The organism is Haemophilus parainfluenzae T3T1 (assembly GCF_000210895.1).
Classification (GTDB): Bacteria; Pseudomonadota; Gammaproteobacteria; order Enterobacterales; family Pasteurellaceae; genus Haemophilus_D; species Haemophilus_D parainfluenzae_A.
Genome location: NC_015964.1, coordinates 1,401,767 through 1,421,175 on the forward strand (window position 1 = coordinate 1,401,767; position 19,409 = coordinate 1,421,175).

16 protein-coding genes are annotated in these 19,409 nt (G+C 38.7%); 7 read left to right on the forward strand and 9 right to left on the reverse strand.

What is annotated here, in order from left to right; all coding sequences use genetic code 11:
* Positions 1-82: 82 nt before the first annotated feature.
* From PARA_RS07110 to mfd, 4 genes are all read left to right on the forward strand, one after another.
* Positions 83-1,849, forward strand: a complete 1,767-nt coding sequence (locus tag PARA_RS07110) for an ATP-binding protein (RefSeq protein ID WP_014065159.1) — start codon at positions 83-85, stop codon at positions 1,847-1,849.
* Positions 1,850-1,852: 3 nt separating this feature from the next.
* A complete protein-coding gene (locus tag PARA_RS07115; protein ID WP_014065160.1) occupies positions 1,853-3,697 on the forward strand; it encodes a tRNA(Met) cytidine acetyltransferase TmcA in 1,845 nt (614 codons plus the stop codon).
* On the forward strand, positions 3,694-3,867 hold the full coding sequence (locus PARA_RS10405; RefSeq protein WP_014065161.1) for a DUF5363 family protein: 174 nt from the start codon (positions 3,694-3,696) through the stop codon (positions 3,865-3,867). Before PARA_RS07115 ends, PARA_RS10405 begins: the two co-directional genes overlap by 4 nt.
* A gap of 119 nt (positions 3,868-3,986) precedes the next feature.
* A complete protein-coding gene (gene mfd, locus PARA_RS07120; RefSeq protein WP_041918256.1) occupies positions 3,987-7,424 on the forward strand; it encodes a transcription-repair coupling factor in 3,438 nt (1,145 codons plus the stop codon).
* Positions 7,425-7,503: 79 nt separating this feature from the next.
* On the opposite strand, the gene PARA_RS07125 is transcribed toward mfd, so the two are convergent.
* Together PARA_RS07125 and argR are read right to left on the reverse strand one after the other, a co-directional pair.
* The gene (locus PARA_RS07125; protein WP_014065163.1) at positions 7,504-8,388 is read right to left on the reverse strand and encodes a TIGR01777 family oxidoreductase; all 885 of its coding nucleotides are present in this window, start codon (positions 8,386-8,388) and stop codon (positions 7,504-7,506) included.
* Positions 8,388-8,843 (reverse strand): transcriptional regulator ArgR, encoded by a 456-nt coding sequence (gene argR / locus PARA_RS07130; protein ID WP_014065164.1) that lies wholly within the window; start codon positions 8,841-8,843, stop codon positions 8,388-8,390. Before argR ends, PARA_RS07125 begins: the two co-directional genes overlap by 1 nt.
* A gap of 186 nt (positions 8,844-9,029) precedes the next feature.
* On the opposite strand from argR, the gene mdh reads away from it, so the two are divergent.
* Positions 9,030-9,965, forward strand: coding sequence for a malate dehydrogenase (gene mdh / locus PARA_RS07135; protein WP_014065165.1), 936 nt, complete (start codon positions 9,030-9,032; stop codon positions 9,963-9,965).
* Between the two features lie 322 nt (positions 9,966-10,287).
* Here the strand turns inward: mdh and PARA_RS07140 are convergent, their stop codons facing one another.
* From PARA_RS07140 to PARA_RS07170, 7 genes are all read right to left on the reverse strand, one after another.
* On the reverse strand, positions 10,288-11,235 hold the full coding sequence (locus tag PARA_RS07140) for a ribose-phosphate pyrophosphokinase (RefSeq protein ID WP_014065166.1): 948 nt from the start codon (positions 11,233-11,235) through the stop codon (positions 10,288-10,290).
* A gap of 1 nt (position 11,236) precedes the next feature.
* Complete coding sequence (gene ispE / locus PARA_RS07145) at positions 11,237-12,160, reverse strand: 4-(cytidine 5'-diphospho)-2-C-methyl-D-erythritol kinase (RefSeq protein WP_014065167.1); 924 nt, start codon at positions 12,158-12,160, stop codon at positions 11,237-11,239.
* Positions 12,160-12,783, reverse strand: coding sequence for a lipoprotein insertase outer membrane protein LolB (lolB, locus tag PARA_RS07150; RefSeq protein WP_014065168.1), 624 nt, complete (start codon positions 12,781-12,783; stop codon positions 12,160-12,162). Before lolB ends, ispE begins: the two co-directional genes overlap by 1 nt.
* A 64-nt stretch (positions 12,784-12,847) precedes the next feature.
* Positions 12,848-14,092: a multifunctional CCA addition/repair protein gene (locus PARA_RS07155; protein ID WP_014065169.1), complete on the reverse strand. Its 1,245-nt coding sequence runs from the start codon at positions 14,090-14,092 to the stop codon at positions 12,848-12,850.
* A 61-nt stretch (positions 14,093-14,153) separates the two neighbouring features.
* The gene (locus PARA_RS07160) at positions 14,154-14,762 is read right to left on the reverse strand and encodes a TIGR04211 family SH3 domain-containing protein (protein ID WP_014065170.1); all 609 of its coding nucleotides are present in this window, start codon (positions 14,760-14,762) and stop codon (positions 14,154-14,156) included.
* A 74-nt stretch (positions 14,763-14,836) separates the two neighbouring features.
* Positions 14,837-16,099: an inorganic phosphate transporter gene (locus PARA_RS07165; RefSeq protein WP_014065171.1), complete on the reverse strand. Its 1,263-nt coding sequence runs from the start codon at positions 16,097-16,099 to the stop codon at positions 14,837-14,839.
* Positions 16,100-16,134: 35 nt separating this feature from the next.
* The gene (locus PARA_RS07170) at positions 16,135-16,815 is read right to left on the reverse strand and encodes a TIGR00153 family protein (protein ID WP_014065172.1); all 681 of its coding nucleotides are present in this window, start codon (positions 16,813-16,815) and stop codon (positions 16,135-16,137) included.
* A gap of 138 nt (positions 16,816-16,953) precedes the next feature.
* On the opposite strand from PARA_RS07170, the gene PARA_RS07175 reads away from it, so the two are divergent.
* Together PARA_RS07175 and radA are read left to right on the forward strand one after the other, a co-directional pair.
* Entirely contained in the window at positions 16,954-17,976 is a 1,023-nt protein-coding gene (locus PARA_RS07175; RefSeq protein ID WP_014065173.1) for an inorganic triphosphatase, read from the forward strand.
* A 26-nt stretch (positions 17,977-18,002) separates the two neighbouring features.
* A complete protein-coding gene (gene radA / locus PARA_RS07180; protein WP_014065174.1) occupies positions 18,003-19,382 on the forward strand; it encodes a DNA repair protein RadA in 1,380 nt (459 codons plus the stop codon).
* Positions 19,383-19,409: the final 27 nt, after the last annotated feature.

The window sequence follows — 19,409 nt, forward strand, 5'->3', positions numbered from 1 at the left end:
TGAATGGCTTGGGGTTTTTGTTTATGGATTTTTATTAAAAACTCTATAGAATGATCTCAATTTTTATTTCTCAATACAAACAATGAAAAACTTTAGATATTTTGCTCAACGCTATGTTGACTGGGTTATTCGATTAGGTCGAGTTCGCTTCTCTTTACTTGGCATTGCTATTCTTGCGATTTTGGCTCTTTGTATACAAATCTTATTAAGTACACTGTTTAGTGATGGTATTCACTGGAGTGATATTGTTCGCTCGATTACTTTTGGTTTATTTACCGCTCCTTTTGTTATTTATTTCTTTACGCTACTTGTTGAGCGATTAGAGCGTTCCCGTTTAGAGCTCTCTAAAACGCTCGCTCGATTAGAAAAAAATAATCGTGATAAAAGTACCTTACTGGCTACCATTAGCCATGAGTTACGTACCCCATTAAATGGAATCATTGGCTTAAGTCGAATTTTATTAGATGATAAATTAACCGAACAACAACAGAATTATCTGAATACGATTAATCTAAGTGCAGTCAGTTTAGGTCATATTTTTAGTGATATTATTGACTTAGATAAGATCGACTCTAAACGTATTGAATTAAATATCCAGCCTTGTGATTTCCATTCACTACTTAATGATTTCTATAATTTTGGTACCTTAATGGCAGAACAAAAGGGGCTAAAGTTTTCTTTAAATCAGGATAAGAATTTACCTAATTGGCTTTATCTCGATCGTGCTCGGATCAGCCAAATTCTTTGGAATCTAATTGGTAATGCGGTGAAATTTACTGATAAAGGTGAAGTTATCCTAACAGTACAGAAAATCCAAGATAATCAATATCAATTTAGTGTTGCAGATACGGGGGCAGGTATTGCTTCTTGCGAACTGGATAAGATTTTTACCATGTATTATCAAGTTAAAGATAATATTCACCGTTCCGCAGGAAGTGGCATCGGTCTTGCGATTTCTAAGAATCTTGCGCAGTTAATGCAAGGGGATTTAACCGTTGAAAGTGAGTTGGATAAAGGTTCTACTTTTTATTTAACGATTATTGCGGATAAAGCTCAAGCTAATGATATGAATGCTGAAACAGCCATGCAGCATCTGTCTATTTTATTAGTTGAAGATGTTGAATTGAATGTGGTTGTGGCCAAAAGTATTCTTGAAAAGCAGGGGCATTACGTTGATGTTGCCATGAATGGTGAACAGGCGATCCGATTATTTGAGAAAAACACCTATGATATTGTTTTTCTTGATATTAAATTACCAGATATGTCAGGTTTTGATATTGCACAATATTTGCGTAAAAACTACGAAGAAGGGATTTACGATTTTCTCCCGCCTTTAATTGCCTTTACAGCGAACGTGATGCACAGCGAAGAAGAATATCAAGAACAGGGTATGGATGGGGTATTACGCAAGCCACTTTCTTTGGTTGAATTACGTCAGTGCTTTAAAACCTTTTTAGGCGATGATATTGAATGTATTTCTGATGAAGAAGAAACTCCTCAGGTTCAAGAAGGCATCAATATTTCACTTATTGAGTTAATCGGAAAATCTCAAGCTAAAGCTAATGTGGCGTTATTTAAACAATGGATGCCGATTTATTTAGATGAATTAGAAACAGCGTATGACGATTATCTTGCAAATTCAGATATGCAACAAACGGTGTCAGATGTCGCACATAAAATTAAAGGTGCAGCCGCGTCGGTAGGACTTGTTAATGTTCAAAATATCGCAAAACAGGCTCAAGATACCTTATTACCAAATTGGACATCCGATATTGCTTCATGGATAAAGCAACTCAGAAATGAATGGCCTCAAAATTTAGCTGAATTAGAAGCGTATTTAGAAAAGTAATTCATGACACGTCATTTTCAAATTTTGGTCAGTGAGAATGTGCCGTCTAATTTGCCGGCAAATACCTTGATTATTAATGAGTTTTCTAAAATTCAAAATCTTCTTGGGCAAGAGTTTGAGACGATCTTGTTTGATGCACGAAAAGGTATCCATTTAGAGGCGCTCGCCATTGCGGCCGGTACATTGAAAATGAATGGTGCCTTAATTGTCTTGCTATCAAATTGGGAGAAACTTCATTTCCAAATAGACGAAGATAGTCTTCGTTGGTCAGGTTCGCTTGAGGCAATTACGACGCCAAGATTTATTGCATATTTTAAGCATTGTATTCATAAATATGGCTTCCCTGTCCTTTATCATCAAAATGATTTAAAATTTGACCGCACTTTTCAACGAGAATTTGTAAATCACAACGCGACCTTAGATCAGCAGAAAATTATTGAGCGAATCTTACAAAAAGAATCTGAACTTTACTTTCTTACGGCTAAACGAGGAAGAGGGAAATCAGCTCTAGCAGGCTTATTAGCGAATCAACTGGATACTAAAATTTACCTTACAGCTCCAAATAAAAGTGCGGTCAATATTTTGGGTGAATTTTCACAAAAAGAGATTATCTTTATTGCACCAGATGCGCTTTTCCTTGTTTTGCAAAATGATCCTTCTTTTTCTGAAAATGCTTGGCTTTTTGTTGATGAGGCGGCAATGTTGCCGATTGCTCAACTTACTGCTTTTTCCCATCATTTTAAGCATATTTTATTTACGACAACTATTCATAGTTATGAGGGAACCGGGCGAGGCTTTGAGCTTAAATTTAAGCAAAAAATTAACCGCACTTTCTCTGACTTTGAGCTTATTGAACCGCTACGTTGGTCGAAAGATGATGCTTTAGAGGCATTTATCGATGAGCTTTTATTATTGAATGTAGAGGATGAGTTTAAACAAACGGTATACGATAAAAGCAAGTTCTGTCAAATTACTGAACGCTCACAAGAGGAAATACTTTCTTCATTGTCTCAATTCTATGGGTTGATGACATTAGCTCATTATCGTACATCACCATTAGATCTACGGCGATTATTTGATGTCAATTCACAGTGTTTTTTTACCGCTGGAAGTGAGCAAAATTTACTAGGCGCTGTTTGGGCATTAAAAGAAGGCGGGATTGAAGATTCAGCCCTCATTGAAGCAATTCAACAAGGGATTAGACGCCCGAAAGGCAATCTCGTGCCTCAAGCACTTTGTTTTCATGCTCAACAACAAAAGGCTTGTGAATTGCATTCTTTACGTATTTCGAGAATTGCGGTCCAGCCTATGTGGCAGCAGCATGGTATTGGTACACAACTTATTGAATACATCACACAAAATGCCGATCTGGATTATTTATCAGTGAGTTTTGGTTATACCAAAGAACTGGCTCAATTTTGGCAGAAATGTGGTTTTTCTCTTGTTCATTTAGGCGAGCATTTAGAAGCGAGTAGTGGTTGTTATTCAGCTATCGCTCTAAAGGGGCTTTCTGCACAAGGGATTGAATTAGAAAAAGAAGTAATGAAATCTTTTCAACGAAATATACCTTTGTCTTTCCATCCGCTCGTTCAGGAATTTAATAGCATATCAGTAGATTGGGAATTGATTGACGAAGATTGGCTCAGCTTAAAAAATTTTGCTTATTTTCACCGCACTTTAGCTTCCGCTTTGCCGGCAATTCGTCGATTTTTAATGAATTTAGATGAAAAAGATTGCCCTTTAATGAGAGATTATTTCATCACAAAACAGATACCCTATAATAAGAAAAATGGGTTAAAATTATTACGTTCGGAAATTGCACAAAAATTAAAAAAGGAGGCAAAATGAGCGAACAAGAAAAAAAAGGTTGGTTCCGTAAAGCGGTAGATGAATACAATAAATTTTGCAGTGAGCTTGGTTTAGATAAAGGTAGTTGTCGAGGTTGTATGCCACGCATTGAATTTGATGATGATGGTAAGGTAAAAAAAGAGAAACCACTAGAACCGCTCAAAAAATAAAAGAAAACAGGGTTAATTTAACCCTGTTTTTTTATACAGATAATTATTGAAAAGTAGAGTGAATTTGCTAAACTAATCAACTGTTCAAGCAAAAAATGAGATAAAAATTGACCGCACTTATGAAAACAACCTATTTTAATTTTGATATTCCAACTCAGCCCAATGACCATAAAATTCTTGGCAATGTATTGGCGAGTGCTGATGCACTTGCGGTTAGTGAAATTGCAGAGCAATACGATGGATTGACGGTGGTTGTGACACCGGATACCAAAAGTGCGGTTCGTTTATCACAAGTTTTACCGGATTTAACTTCTCAGCCCGTTCAGTTTTTTCCTGATTGGGAAACGTTGCCTTATGATTTTTTTTCTCCTCATCAAGAAATAATTTCTTCTCGTTTAAGTGCGCTGTTTCATTTACAAAATACTAAAAAAGGCATCTTTGTTTTGCCGATTAGCACATTAATGCAACGTGTGTGCCCGCCGAAATATCTACAGCATAATGTCCTTTTGATTAAAAAAGGTGATCGTCTAGTCATTGAAAAATTGCGATTACAATTAGAGTCAGCAGGATATCGTTCTGTAGAACAAGTGCTAGAACATGGCGAATATGCCGTACGCGGATCACTTTTAGATCTTTTCCCGATGGGAAGTGCGGTTCCATTTCGTTTAGATTTTTTTGATGATGAAATTGATTCGATTCGTACTTTTGATGTCGATACGCAGCGAACGTTGGATGAAATTCAATCCATTAATTTATTACCTGCACACGAATTTCCAACAGATGAGAAAGGTATTGAGTTTTTCCGTACACAATTTAGAGAAACTTTTGGAGAAATTCGTCGTGATCCAGAACATATTTATCAGCAAATCAGTAAAGGCACATTAATTTCAGGGATTGAATATTGGCAGCCGTTATTCTTTGATGAAATGGCAACGTTGTTTGATTACTTGCCAGAAAAAACGTTGTTTGTGGATATGGAAACAAATCAAGCACAAGGAGAACGTTTTTATCTTGATGCAAAACAGCGCTATGAGCATCGAAAAGTCGATCCAATGCGCCCTCTTTTGCCGCCAGAACGTTTGTGGCTAAATATTGATGCGGTAAATCATGCATTAAAAAATTATCCTAAAATTAATTTTAAAGCAGAAAAAGTGCGGTCATCTGTTCGTCAGAAAAATTTAGCGGTGTCCGCATTACCTGTCTTGACCATTCAATCACAGCAAAAAGAACCGTTATCGCAACTTCGTCAGTTTATTGAGCATTTTAAAGGAAATGTTTTATTTTCAGTTGAAACTGAAGGACGACGTGAAACTTTACTGGATTTGCTTTCAGCATTAAAAATTAAACCTAAACAGATTAAAACCTTATCTGAAGCCAATCAAGACAAGTTTAATCTGTGGGTCAGTCGTCTTGAGCAAGGTTTTATTCTTGATGAGGCCAAATTAGCTGTCATTACTGAACATGAAATTTTAGGTGAGCGAGTACAACAACGTCAGCGTGATAAACGTAAGGCGGTGAATCCTGATATCTTAGTGCGTAATCTGGCTGAATTAAAAATTGGTCAGCCTGTGGTGCATTTAGATCATGGTGTTGGGCGTTATGGTGGGTTAGTCACGCTTGATACAGGGGGCTTAAAAGCAGAATATTTGCTGATCAATTATGCGAATGAGTCCAAGCTTTATGTGCCAGTTGGTTCTCTTCATTTGATTAGTCGATATGTAGGCGGCTCAGATGAAACAGCGCCATTACATAAATTAGGTAATGAATCATGGTCGAAAACGCGTCAAAAAGCCGCAGAAAAAATTCGTGATGTGGCTGCGGAATTACTTGATGTGTATGCTCAAAGAGAAGTGAAAAAAGGCTTTGAATTTAAATATGATCGTGAGGAATTCCAGCAATTCGCTGCAACCTTCCCTTTTGAGGAAACGCACGATCAAGCCATGGCGATTAATGCCGTCATTTCGGATATGTGTCAACCCAAAGCAATGGACCGTTTAGTTTGTGGTGATGTGGGCTTTGGGAAAACTGAAGTGGCGATGCGAGCCGCATTTTTGGCGGTCATGAACCATAAACAAGTGGCTGTATTAGTCCCTACAACCTTGTTAGCTCAACAGCATTACGAGAATTTTAAAGATCGTTTCGCTAATTTGCCGGTTAATGTGGAAGTACTTTCTCGCTTTAAAACAACCAAAGAGCAAAAACAAATCTTAGAAAATTTAGCCGAAGGAAAAGTCGATATTCTGATTGGAACCCATAAATTAATTCAATCCGATGTTAAGTTTTCTGATCTTGGCTTACTCATCATTGATGAAGAACATCGCTTTGGTGTGGGACAAAAAGAGAAAATTAAACAACTTCGAGAGAATATTGATATTTTAACACTTACTGCAACGCCAATTCCTCGTACTTTGAATATGGCGATGAATGGTATTCGCGATCTTTCTATTATTGCGACACCACCGGCTCGTCGAGTGAGTATCAAAACATTTGTTCGCCAGAAAGATGATTTAATCATTCGTGAAGCCATCCTGCGTGAGATTTTGCGTGGTGGGCAAGTTTATTATTTGCATAATGATGTGGCTAGTATTGAAAATACAGCAGAAAAACTGACCGCACTTGTACCAGAAGCTCGTGTCGTGATTGGTCATGGGCAAATGCGAGAACGTGAACTTGAACGCGTGATGAGTGATTTTTATCATCAACGTTATAACGTATTAGTTTGTTCCACCATTATTGAAACAGGGATTGACGTACCAACGGCAAATACGATCATCATTGAACGCGCAGATAATTTTGGTTTAGCTCAGCTTCACCAGTTGCGTGGTCGAGTAGGGCGTTCCCATCATCAAGCTTATGCGTATTTGCTTACACCTCCACCGAAATTAATGACGAAAGATGCGAAACGTCGTTTAGAGGCATTAGAAAGTTTAGATAACTTAGGTGCAGGGTTCATTCTTGCAACACATGACTTAGAAATTCGTGGTGCAGGTGAATTATTGGGTAATGAACAAAGCGGGCAAATTGAAAGTATCGGTTTTTCACTCTATATGGAATTACTTGATGCGGCAGTTAAAGCCTTAAAAGAGGGAAGAGAACCTTCATTAGAAGAGATTACACATCAGCAAGCTGAAATTGAGTTACGTGTTCCAGCTTTATTGCCAGATGACTATCTTGGTGACGTGAATATGCGTTTGTCATTCTATAAACGCATTGCAGCAGCGGAAAGTAAACAAGAGTTAGATGAATTAAAAGTTGAATTAATCGATCGCTTTGGCTTATTACCTGAAGCAACGAAAAATCTTTTACAAATTGCTGAGATGCGTTTAATGGTGAAACCATTAAAAGTACTGAAAATTGATGCAGGGGCTCAAGGGGGCTTTATTGAATTTTCACCTTCAGCAAAAGTTGATCCTGAAAAATTCATCAAATTAATTCAACAAAATCCAATTGTTTATCGCTTTGATGGTCCACTAAAATTTAAGTTTGTGAAAGCACTTCCAGAAAACAAAGAGCGGCTAGAATTTGTGATGGATTTGGTGAAGACGCTTACTGAGTAGGGGATAAATCGTGATAGGTCAAATTCAAAGTACAGGAAGATGACCTATAAGTGTTTTCAATCGCTCTTTCAAACATTAATTAAAGGATGTGATTAAAGTAATCTTTTAAGCTTTCATATTGGAATGTAAATCCGCAATCTAACAAGTGTTTTGGATAGGCATTCTGGCTGTCTAAAAGAATGCAAGCGCGCTCGCCTAGAATAGTAGTTAATAAAAACTGAGGCACTTGAGCAAAATAAGGGCGATGTAATGCCTTACCTAATAATTGGTTAAAGGTCTTGTTTTTAATGGGATGTGGCGCAGTAAAATTAAATGTACCTTCACAATCATTATGATCAAGTAAGAAGAGAAGTCCTTTTACCATATCCTCTAATGCGATCCAGCTCCAATATTGCTCACCATTCCCTAATTTTCCGCCTAGTCCAAAGCGATAGAGCGGTAGAATTTTTGCCAAAGCGCCGCCTTTTGGAGAAAGTACTAATCCGGTTCTCACTAAACAGACTCTTGTATTGGCTTGTTTTGCTGCATTTTCCCAATCAATACAAAGTTGAGCGGTAAATTGAGTACTTGGATTTGTGTCTTCGGTAATCAGATCTTCGCCACAGTTTCCATAAATTCCAGTTGCGGAACCTGAAATCAGGGCTGGGGGATATTCACTTTGATTAATAAGTTGAACAAGCTGTTGTGTTAAATCAATGCGACTATGACGCAGTTTCTCTTTTTGCTGAACTGTCCATCTTTTATCGAAGATTGGCTCACCGGCAAGATTAATAACCGCATCAAAGGAATTTAAATCTTTGAGTGTTGAAAGTGCGGTCAAAAATTGAAGTGTTTTTTCAGGAAAAACAGATTGGGCTTTTTCAATAGAGCGAGTCAATACGGTAACGCTATCACCACGAGACAGTAGTGCCGTAACTAAGGCTTTCCCAACAAATCCTGTTCCACCGGTTACTAAGATATTCATTATAAGCTGCTTTCAAAAAGCGCTTGAATTTGTGCTAAAAGCGCTTTAATTGTTGTATTTTTGGTTGGGGTGACAAATATTGTGTCATCCCCCGCAATCGTGCCTAAAATGCCTTCTGGTTTACCAATGGAGTCCAATAAACGGGCAATTAGCTGTGCGGCACCTGGAGAGGTTTTGATGACGATGACGAAATCATTGTGATCAATATCCAAAACCAGATTTTTTAATGGACTGCTAGTGGCAGGTACACTCAATTCACTTGGTAAGCAATACACCATTTCCATTTTGGTATTTCTTGCTCGAACTGCACCAAATTTGCTTAACATACGTGAAACTTTAGATTGATTAATGGTTTGGAATCCTTGATTCTTTAAGGCTTCAACGATTTCACTTTGAGAAGCAAATCGCTCTTGGTGTAGCAGTTCTTTAAAGGCTTTTGTTAATTGATCAGACATAGTTATTCTCGCACAGGGGAATTTGCATAAGAATTGCATAAAAATTCATTTTAATCAATTGAAATGAATTTGTTGTTTGAAAAGTTTGAGCTAGATCGCATAATTGAACTTCTCTGTTTGTAATTTAACGGCTAAGACTTTAGAATTCTACCTAGTTAGGATTAATTAATACATGAGGAGTATTTTATGAAAGTTGTAGTATTAGGCGCAGCAGGCGGCATTGGTCAAGCATTAGCCTTATTACTTAAATTACAATTACCCGCTGAAAGTGAATTAGCACTTTATGATATTGCACCAGTGACACCAGGTGTGGCTAAAGATGTGAGTCATATTCCAACAGCGGTGAAAGTAGAAGGTTTTGCGGGAGAAGATCCAACACCAGCACTTAAAGGTGCTGATGTCGTTTTAATTTCTGCAGGGGTAGCACGTAAACCGGGTATGGATCGTTCAGATCTTTTCAACATCAATGCTGGGATCGTGCGTAACTTAATTGAACATGTTGCAAAAACTTGTCCAAAAGCTTGTGTAGGTATTATCACCAATCCTGTGAATACGACTGTTGCGATTGCTGCAGAAGTGTTGAAAAAAGCAGGTGTTTACGACAAACGTAAATTATTCGGTGTCACCACTTTAGACGTATTACGTTCTGAAACATTCGTTTCTGAATTAAAAGGCTTAAATGTTTCTCGTACAAGCGTACCAGTAATTGGTGGACACTCAGGTGTAACCATTCTTCCATTACTTTCACAAGTTCAATATGCTGAGTGGAAAGAAGAAGAAATCGCACCATTAACAAAACGTATCCAAAACGCAGGTACTGAAGTGGTTGAAGCAAAAGCAGGTGGCGGTTCTGCGACACTTTCTATGGCTCAAGCTGCAGCACGTTTTGCTCGTTCATTAGTGAAAGGCTTAAGTGGTGAAACTGTCGTTGAATGTACTTATGTAGAAGGTGATGGCAAATATGCACGTTTCTTCGCTCAACCAGTACGTTTAGGTAAAGAAGGGGTAGAAGAAATTTTACCAATCGGTACCTTAAGCAAATTTGAACAAGAAGCTTTAGAAGCAATGTTACCAACATTGCGTGCTGATATTGAATTAGGCGAAAAATTTATTAACGGCTAATTTAATTCTATTTCTGGAGAAGGGGAGCTATATGCTCCTCTTTTTTATTCGTAAACGATTAAAAATAAAAAAGTGAAGAAAAATCGTGATTTAGCTCACAAATTTGAAAATTGTTATTTGCAATAAAAAGTACTTTGCCGTATTCTTAAGCCACTAAAAACAAGTGCTATTTTTAAATAGCCGACATCTATTTTGCTTTCCGAGTAGTGCCCCAATGGGGCACTTTTTTTTTGCCTTATTTTTAATAGAAGCATAAAAAAGTGCGGTCAAAAAACACAAGGTTTTCTGACCGCACTTTTAAAATGAATGTTAAGTAAAAGAATTATTCAAACATTGCTGAGATAGATTCTTCATTGCTGATACGACGAATTGCTTCAGCCAGCATACTTGAAAGGGTAAGCACTCGAACTTTGCCAAGCGCTTGCATTTCAGGTGATAGTGGAACAGTATCTGTTACCACGATTTCATCAATGGCATCGCTTGCTAAATGTTGTGCTGCTAAACCAGAGAATACCGCGTGAGTCGCATAGGCAAACACGCGTTTTGCACCACGTTCTTTCAATGCTTCAGCCGCTTTACATAATGTACCGCCTGTATCAATCATATCATCTACAAGGATACAATCACGATCTGCGACATCCCCGATAATGTGCATAACTTGTGATACATTCGCGCGCGGACGACGTTTATCGATGATCGCCATTTCGGTATCATTTAATAATTTCGCTACCGCACGAGCACGAACAACACCACCGATATCCGGAGAAACAACGATAGGATTGACAAGATCTGTTTTCTTCAAGATATCATCAAGTAAAACCGGTGAACCGAATACGTTATCAACCGGTATATCAAAGAAACCTTGGATTTGTTCTGCGTGTAAGTCACAGGTTAATAATCGGTCAATCCCTACGGTTGAAAGTAAATCAGCCACTACTTTTGCGGTGATTGGTACACGAGCAGAACGCACACGACGATCTTGACGAGCATAACCAAAATAAGGAACAACGGCAGTAATACGACCAGCAGATGCACGACGTAAAGCATCGACCATGACAATCAATTCCATCAGGTTGTCATTTGTTGGCGCACAGGTAGATTGGATAATAAATACGTCTGCACCACGCACATTTTCATTAATTTGCACTTGGATCTCACCATCGCTAAAGCGTCCAACAGTGGCATCGCCTAATGAAATGTAAAGACGTTCAGAAATCTTTTTCGCTAGCTCAGGCGTAGCATTTCCAGCAAAGAGTTTAATGTCTGGCATTTTATATAACCTCAGGTTGAGTATAGATAGATTGGTTGGTCGAGAGTTGTTTCAACATCGCATGTAATGGTGAAACGTTTAATCCTTTAGCAACAAAGCCGAAAAATTCCTTCGGTTTTTGTTGGAAAACAGCTTGTGCTGATTTTTCATCATCAAATTCAGCAAAAACACAAGCTCCGGTTCCGGTTAATCTGGCTGGTGCATATTGTAGCAACCATAATAGGGCTTTTTCAACTTCTGGATATTGAGTTCGTACGACTTTTTCGCAATCGTTTGCAAACGGGTGATTCAGAAGTTCAGCAAGAGATCTTTTTTCTGTATTGCGAGGCAAATCGGGATCGCTAAAAACCACCGCAGTAGAAATCGCAGTTTCAGGTTTTAGTACCACATAATATTTTTCTAGTGGTTCACAGTATTGGATTTTTTCACCTACGCCTTCTGCAAAAGCGGCTTGACCATGAACAAAGATGGGGACATCTGCACCAAGTTTTAGTCCGAGCTCAGCAAGTTCATCAATAGATAAATGGGTTTGCCATAAATAGTTTAAAGCAAGGAGGGTAGTTGCCGCATTGGATGAACCGCCACCAATACCACCGCCCATTGGCAGAATTTTATCTAAATGAATTGTGGCACCGAGCGTACAGCCTGTTTTTTCCTGTAGTAGTGTCGCTGCACGATAGATTAAATTTTGTTCTAGAGGTAAGCCAGGAATTTCTGGTGTGATGTGGATTTGTTTATCTTGGCGAATATCAATGGTGAGCCAATCGCCGAAATCAAGAAATTGGAAAAGCGTTTGTAATTCGTGGTAGCCGTTTGGCAGTTTACCGTTTATATAGAGAAATAAATTGAGTTTTGCGGGGCTTGGAAAGCGGTTAGGCTTTCCAAGAGAAGTTGAAAGTGCGGTTGAAAAGTGATGTGTTTTCATTAGAACGCCCATTCATCCACACGAATTTTTAGGGTTTGTGATGTACTTTTATTCTTTAACAGAATATTTTCAGGCATCGAATTATCCGGATGATAGCTTAGGTAATCAGCTGTCCAAATCGAACCATCAAGTGGGTAGCTAAATTCAGATAAAAGATGATTCGTTCCGACTTGGTAATCTGAGTTATCCGCAGGCTGACCTTTTAACCAATAAGATAAATGCTCTAATGGCACATCCATTCCGATGATTTCACGTAACAATAATTTGGCATTTTTATCAGATTGCTGATTGCCTTTATTATCCGAAATTGTCATCCCATTTGGATGCATTTCCATGGTCAACGTTGTTTTGCTGATCAGAGAATAAAGTTTTAACTTATAGGCTTTCGGGTTTTGATATTGCCATTCAAAGCGACTAGAAAAACGCTCTTGTGGACTGATGTAACCAATTTGTCCTTTTGTGCTATAAGATTGAATTTGTTTGATTTTTTTGAGGTGCTGTTGCCACGTAATATCGTTTTTATCGATATGCTGAACATCTGTTGGGCGCTCTGCATCAAGTGTACAAGCAGACAAGATCACACTTGCAAATACAGGTGTGAGAAGAGATTTTAATAATTTCATAACAAAATATTTACTAAAAAATTGCACATATTGTAAGGGTTAGTTGACTTTTAGTAAAGCTTGATTAAGCATTTAAGCGAGTTTTCTCGGCTTTCACTGCTGCAATTCTTCGACGCGTTAATTCATCTCGAATACCTTGTTTTTCAAAACCATCTGCAATGACTTGCTGTACATCAGCAGCAAGGGCAGCTTGATAAAGCGCTTTGAGATAATCAATTTGCGGATATTCTTTATTTTCAAAGCTCGTTCGCCCGCGAGTATCAGATAAACATACTAATAGAAATTCTTCGAAGCGCTGAGGTTTACGCCAAACATCAAACGTATTAAAGAGTTTCACCACTGTTTCAGGGCGAAGTTCTAAGGCTTTATGCACATGCGTGTGATATTCACAAGTTAATTCGGCTAATTCTTGAAGATAATTAGGCACTCTAAGGCGTTTACATAATGAACGAGTCGGTTTAATCCCCGCTTTTTCATGACCATGATGACTTGGCCAATTTTCTTTTGGTGTAAGGGCTTTTCCAAGATCATGACAAATCGCTGCAAAACGAACCGCACTTTTATTCAAGTTGGTATTTTCTGTGAGTTTAACCGCTTGTTGCAATACGAGCATGGTATGAATAAAGCTGTCAATTTCAGGATGGTATTTGGCTGGGTTCGGTACACCGTCTAAGGCGGCAATCTCAGGGAAAAGTACTTTGAGTGCGCCGACTTGATGTAGCGTTTCAAAATAAATTTCAGGATGCGGTTCGTTTAATGCTTTTTCTGTTTCCATCCAAACTCGCTCAGCCGTTAGGTGGGCGAGTTCACCTTGTTCAGTGAGTTCAGCCATTAATTTAAGGGTTTCTCCGGCAATAGAAAAACCTAAATGATGAAAGCGAGCCGCAAAGCGTGCAACACGTAATACACGAAGTGGATCTTCAGCAAAAGCAGGCGAAATATGACGTAAAATACGTTGATGAATATCTTCTACGCCATGATAAGGATCGTGCAGTTTGCCATCTTTGTCTTGGGCAATAGCATTAATGGTGAGATCTCGACGAATTAAATCTTGTTCAAGCGTAATATCATCTGAAAAATCACAAATAAATCCAGTGTAGCCTTTGCCTGATTTTCGTTCTGTACGGGCAAGCGCATATTCTTCATGGTTTTGAGGATTGAGAAAAACAGGGAAGTCTTTGCCAACTTGTTGGTAACCTTGAGCCAGCAACATTTCTGGTGTTGCTCCCACGACAACCCAATCACGATCTTTCACTGGCAAACCTAAAAGTTGATCACGTACAGCACCACCGACAAGATAAATGTCCATTTTACTCTCCCGTCAAAATATAAAGAAAAGGTAGGCAAATGCCTACCTCAATGATGAATCATTACCAGCTATCACGACGTTTACGTCTTGGTAAAATGTGAGGTAATACTAAGCCAATTAATAAACCTACACCTAATACTGAACCGCCATAAATAAACCATTGGATCGCAATTTCGCGTTTATTCGCATCAAGCATTGCTTCTAAATCACGGTTTTTATTTTTCGTCATTTCTAGTTCACGTTTAAGTTGTGAATTTTGTTCAAGCAATTCGCTGCTTTGTTGTTCCGCTTGTTTGCTACGGCGTTGAATTTCGTTTGTACGTTGCTGCCAATCTGAATCGACGCGACTCAGTTTCAACGTCAGTTCTTGAACCTGTGCTTTTAATTTTGGATTTTCTTCGCGGCTACTTGGCGTAGAACTCAGTTCAGAGGTTAAAATCCAAGCCTCGCGATTTTTATTATCACGAATTAGGGTATATTTTCCTTCTTGTCCTAAGACTGTTACCGCTTCGCCAGATTGGATTGCACCCGCGATCTTAAACTGATCGCCTGCACCTTTGCGTAAATAGGTGTTCAGATTTTCTGTCACATATTGCGTTTCAGCTTGTACTGTCCCAATGGTTGAGCCCAGTAAAACACAAGAAAATAAAAGTTTGCTCACTTTTGACATAATACTTCCTAGATTCATGAAGGAAGTGCGGTCAGAAAATACAATGAAAAATAACCGCACTTTTAATAATTATACTAGTGGAAAATCGCGCGAAGGATGTAGAAAATCACAATCGCAAAGAATGCACCAGCAGGTAACGTCACAACCCATGAACTAATGATGTTACGGATAACCGTTAAGTTAAGTGCTGCAATACCACGTGCGAAACCGATACCTAAGATTGCACCCACTAAAGTTTGTGTAGTAGAGATTGGTAAACCAGTACCAGATGCTACTACTACGGTCATCGCTGTTGCAAATTGTGCAGCAAAACCACGGCTCGGGGTTAAATCGGTAATACCTGATCCTACAGTTGCCATCACTTTTTGTCCCATTGCAATCAGACCAACTGCGATACCTAATGCACCTAAAGGTAAAATCCACCAAGCTAATTTTCCACCGCTAAGGATTTGTCCCCCATTTTCCACAATTGAGACCACAGAAGAAAGCGGACCAATTGCGTTAGCTACGTCATTAGACCCATGTGCGAATGCCATTGCACAAGCGGTTAAAAGCATTAAGATACTAAAAATCTTTTCTACCGAACCGAATGCACCTTTTGACGCTTTTTCAGTGAATCTTTTACTGCGGAAGTAGAAGTGGCAGAAAATCATACCAATGATGCTAATTAGCAATGAAATACCGAGCGTTTCATTTGTTGAAAGATTTAAACCAACGTGTTTTAAACCTTTTGCCATAGTCACGATACAAAGCACAAATACAGTAATAGCCATGTAATAAGGACCATATTTTTGTGCATTTTTTAGTGGGTTCTCAGTATCAAATATGAGTTTTTGGATGCTTGCAAAGATGGTATAAGCTAAAAGTCCTGCAATTACTGGCGTGATAAACCAGCTACCAACAATCCCACCAATTGTGGACCAGTCAACAGAACCTGGACCAATCGTAATACAAGCAAAACCGATTAAAGCTCCAATGATAGTGTGGGTACCAGAAACAGGCCAGCCCATTTTAGTGGCGATAAATAACCAAGCGCCTGATGCAAAGAGCGCTGAAAGCATCCCTAATGCTAAGAGATCGGGAGCTTCGATAAATTGAGTAGGATCGATAACACCGCTTTTAATGGTTTCAGTTACTTCACCGCCGGCCAAATAAGCCCCAGCAGATTCAAAAATGAGGGCAATAATGATCGCTTGTTTGGCTGTAATGGTCCCAGAACCAACTGAGGTGCCCATTGAGTTTGATACGTCGTTGGCACCAATACCAAATGCCATAAAAAAACCGAATACCGCGGTAATTAAGACTAACCACGAACCGTATGCATTAATAATTTCCATAGTGATTTCCTATGTTGTAGTTAATGTCGTCAAAATTAGGAACGGGCTAGCATCAATTCAATGCGAGATCCAACACGTTGAGCTTGATCGGCTAATACGCCAACCCATTCGATGATTTTATATAAGAACATCACATCAATAGGGTTATAACGGCTTTCAATCGTGTAGAGCAGTTTACGCAATTTAATTTGCATTTGATCCGTATCATCTTCAATGCTGTCTAGCTCTTGAATCATATGGTTCACTAAATTTAATTCACGGCCTTTAAAACCGGTTTCAAGTAGTTTATCCATTTCTTCAATCACTAAATGAGCTTGATGAATAGAATCTAAACTACGTTTCACATAGTGCAAAAATTCTTCCTGCATTTCTTCAGGAATTCCAAATTGGCGACCAATCATACGACCAGCAATGTCTTTAGCATAGTTAGCTAATTTGTCTTGTTGGGTAACTAATTCGAGTAAGTCGGTACGATCAATGGGTAAAAATAAACCGCGAGGCAATTTCAAACGGATTTCGCGTTTTAAACTATCTGCTTCACGTTCACATTGAGAAATATCTAGACGTGTTTTTTCTGCATCATCCCATTGTTTTACAAAGGTATGTTGGAAGAATGGAATTAATAAATCACAACATTCAGTCACTTTGTCAGAATGTTTCTGCAGTGGTTTTAAAGGAGAATGGGCAAATAATCCGAGAATATTGTTCATTGCCATAGGTGTTTTACTCCATAACAAGGGTTAAAATTTCCGTTGCATATTACCTGATTTTATAGGGAAATACACGAAAAAGATCTTGATTTGTATAAAATTATCTGTATATTTAAACAGTTAAAATTGATAAGGAAAAATAAAATGAGTAATGAAGTTGAATTAAAGCTTGCAGTTACCCCTGATGCTTTCGATACCCTAAAAACACATCTTAATCAATTCAATATTTTAGAACAAAATACTGTCTTCCTAGGAAATACCTATTTCGATTATCCCGATCATTTTTTAGCTAAACAAAAAATGGGATTGCGTGTCCGTCAGGAAAATAGTGATTTCACACTCACCTTAAAAACAGACGGAAAAGTGGTTGGCGGATTGCATAGCCGTCCAGAATATAATTTATCTATACCTGATGATTCAGTACCTACATCGGCACAATTAACGTCGTTGTATCCATTTGAAAATTTGCCTTCCGCAGCATTACAGCCAATTTTCTCAACAGATTTTAACCGCACTTTTTGGTTGGTTGCGTTTGGTGCATCAAAAATTGAAGTGGCTTTTGATCAGGGGAAGATTTCGTCAGGAGAGAAAACACAGCCTATTTGTGAAATTGAATTTGAATTAAAAGAAGGGCTTGTTTCAGATCTTTTCTATTTTGTCTCACTTTTACCTTTTGAACAGGATGTGTATTTTAGTTCAGCAAGTAAAGCAAAACGAGGCTATCAATTAGGTAGCAAACCACTTTTAATTGATTGGCTAAACAAATGGCGTGATTTCTTAAAAGAGGAAAGAGAGGGAAGTGCGGTAGATTCTCGCCAGAAATTGAGTGCGGTTATGAAAATGGAACAACAATTAATTGAAGAAACGCTTTCATTCCCAACAGATGTGTTTGCTTTCGATTTTATGAAGACCGTTGAACGTGTCGGCGCATTTTTCAATCTTTATCATTATTATGATGACAATAAAGCTCTGTTTGAAAAACTGGAAGAAAATCGATCAGCTGAGTTATTAGCTAGTAATCAATTTTTCCTTAATGAAATAAAAGGCTTGATTACCTTTCATAGCGAAACAAAAGATAATTTTCAAACCATTGAGAAGTTAAAAGCGTTATTAAAGAGTCGTGCGTATTTTGAAAGAATGCTTGGCTTAATGATGTTGATGGCGTAAAACGGGTTCTCTAAAGGATAATAAAAATGGCAAAAGCTCCTAAAACCGCTTATGTATGTAATGATTGTGGCGCTGAATTTTCACGCTGGCAAGGGCAATGTTCTGCCTGTAAAGCATGGAATACGATCAGTGAAGTGCGGTTAATTTCAGCCTCAAATTCCATAAAAAATGATCGTTTCAGTGGTTATGCAGGAGAAACCCGTGCAAAAATCCAAACACTTTCTGAAATTAGCTTGCAAGAGACACCGCGTTTCACCAGTGGATTTAAAGAATTAGATCGCGTGTTAGGCGGCGGGATCGTACCGGGGAGTGCCATTTTAATTGGTGGGCATCCTGGTGCGGGGAAAAGTACCTTGTTACTTCAAGTGATGTGTGGATTAGCAAAAAATATGACCGCACTTTATGTAACAGGGGAAGAGTCGCTTCAACAAGTGGCCATGCGAGCTAATCGCTTAAATCTGCCAACTGATAAATTAAATATGCTATCTGAAACATCGGTTGAGCAAATTTGTAATTTAGCAGATCAGTTAAAACCTCAAATTATTGTGGTGGATTCGATCCAAGTTATGCATCTTTCGGATATTCAATCTTCTCCAGGAAGCGTGGCACAAGTGCGTGAATGCGCCTCTTTTCTGACTCGTTATGCGAAAACCCGACAGGTCGCGATCATTATGGTTGGACATGTTACGAAAGATGGCACCCTTGCAGGTCCGAAAGTATTGGAACATGCCATTGACTGTTCATTATTGCTAGAAGGGGAGGCTGATTCCCGTTTCCGTACGTTACGTAGTCATAAAAACCGTTTTGGTGCGGTGAATGAGCTGGGTGTATTTGGTATGACAGAGCAAGGTTTGCGTGAGGTGAAAAATCCATCGGCGATTTTCTTAAGCCGGGGAGATGAGCAAACACCAGGTAGTTCCGTGATGGTACTGTGGGAAGGAACGCGTCCGCTTTTGGTGGAAATTCAAGCGTTGGTGGATCATTCCATGCTCGCTAATCCACGCCGTGTGGCGGTAGGGCTAGAACAAAATCGTCTAGCCTTATTGCTTGCGGTATTACATCGTCATGGTGGATTACAAATGTCGGATCAAGATGTTTTTGTGAATGTCGTTGGTGGGGTAAAAGTCGGGGAAACAGGCGTAGATCTTGCGTTATTACTTGCATTAATTTCCAGTTTCCGTAATCGCCCATTACCACAAGATTTAGTTGTCTTTGGGGAAGTCGGGTTAGCGGGTGAAATTCGCCCGGTGACCAGTGGTCAAGAACGTATTAGTGAAGCCGCAAAGCATGGTTTTAAACGTGCGATCGTCCCTTTTGCCAATAAGCCGAAAAGTGCGGTTGAGAATATGGAAGTTTTTACGGTGAAAAAACTCGCTGATGCACTTGCCATTTTGGATAATTTCTAAAAAACGTTGTCCTATTGTTGTCTGATT

Bases quoted from the DNA above. Each gene is read 5' to 3' on its own strand.
- ispE (WP_014065167.1), bottom strand. From the start codon at position 12,160: ATGAAAACACATCACTTTTCAACCGCACTTTCAACTTCTCTTGGAAAG.
- PARA_RS07165 (WP_014065171.1), bottom strand. From the start codon at position 16,099: ATGGAAATTATTAATGCATACGGTTCGTGGTTAGTCTTAATTACCGCG.
- PARA_RS07160 (WP_014065170.1), bottom strand. From the start codon at position 14,762: ATGTCAAAAGTGAGCAAACTTTTATTTTCTTGTGTTTTACTGGGCTCA.
- PARA_RS07125 (WP_014065163.1), bottom strand. From the start codon at position 8,388: ATGAATATCTTAGTAACCGGTGGAACAGGATTTGTTGGGAAAGCCTTA.
- PARA_RS10405 (WP_014065161.1), top strand. From the start codon at position 3,694: ATGAGCGAACAAGAAAAAAAAGGTTGGTTCCGTAAAGCGGTAGATGAA.
- PARA_RS07110 (WP_014065159.1), top strand. From the start codon at position 83: ATGAAAAACTTTAGATATTTTGCTCAACGCTATGTTGACTGGGTTATT.
- mdh (WP_014065165.1), top strand. From the start codon at position 9,030: ATGAAAGTTGTAGTATTAGGCGCAGCAGGCGGCATTGGTCAAGCATTA.
- lolB (WP_014065168.1), bottom strand. From the start codon at position 12,783: ATGAAATTATTAAAATCTCTTCTCACACCTGTATTTGCAAGTGTGATC.
- PARA_RS07115 (WP_014065160.1), top strand. From the start codon at position 1,853: ATGACACGTCATTTTCAAATTTTGGTCAGTGAGAATGTGCCGTCTAAT.
- PARA_RS07170 (WP_014065172.1), bottom strand. From the start codon at position 16,815: ATGGCAATGAACAATATTCTCGGATTATTTGCCCATTCTCCTTTAAAA.
- PARA_RS07175 (WP_014065173.1), top strand. From the start codon at position 16,954: ATGAGTAATGAAGTTGAATTAAAGCTTGCAGTTACCCCTGATGCTTTC.
- mfd (WP_041918256.1), top strand. From the start codon at position 3,987: ATGAAAACAACCTATTTTAATTTTGATATTCCAACTCAGCCCAATGAC.
- PARA_RS07155 (WP_014065169.1), bottom strand. From the start codon at position 14,092: ATGGACATTTATCTTGTCGGTGGTGCTGTACGTGATCAACTTTTAGGT.
- PARA_RS07140 (WP_014065166.1), bottom strand. From the start codon at position 11,235: ATGCCAGACATTAAACTCTTTGCTGGAAATGCTACGCCTGAGCTAGCG.
- argR (WP_014065164.1), bottom strand. From the start codon at position 8,843: ATGTCTGATCAATTAACAAAAGCCTTTAAAGAACTGCTACACCAAGAG.
- radA (WP_014065174.1), top strand. From the start codon at position 18,003: ATGGCAAAAGCTCCTAAAACCGCTTATGTATGTAATGATTGTGGCGCT.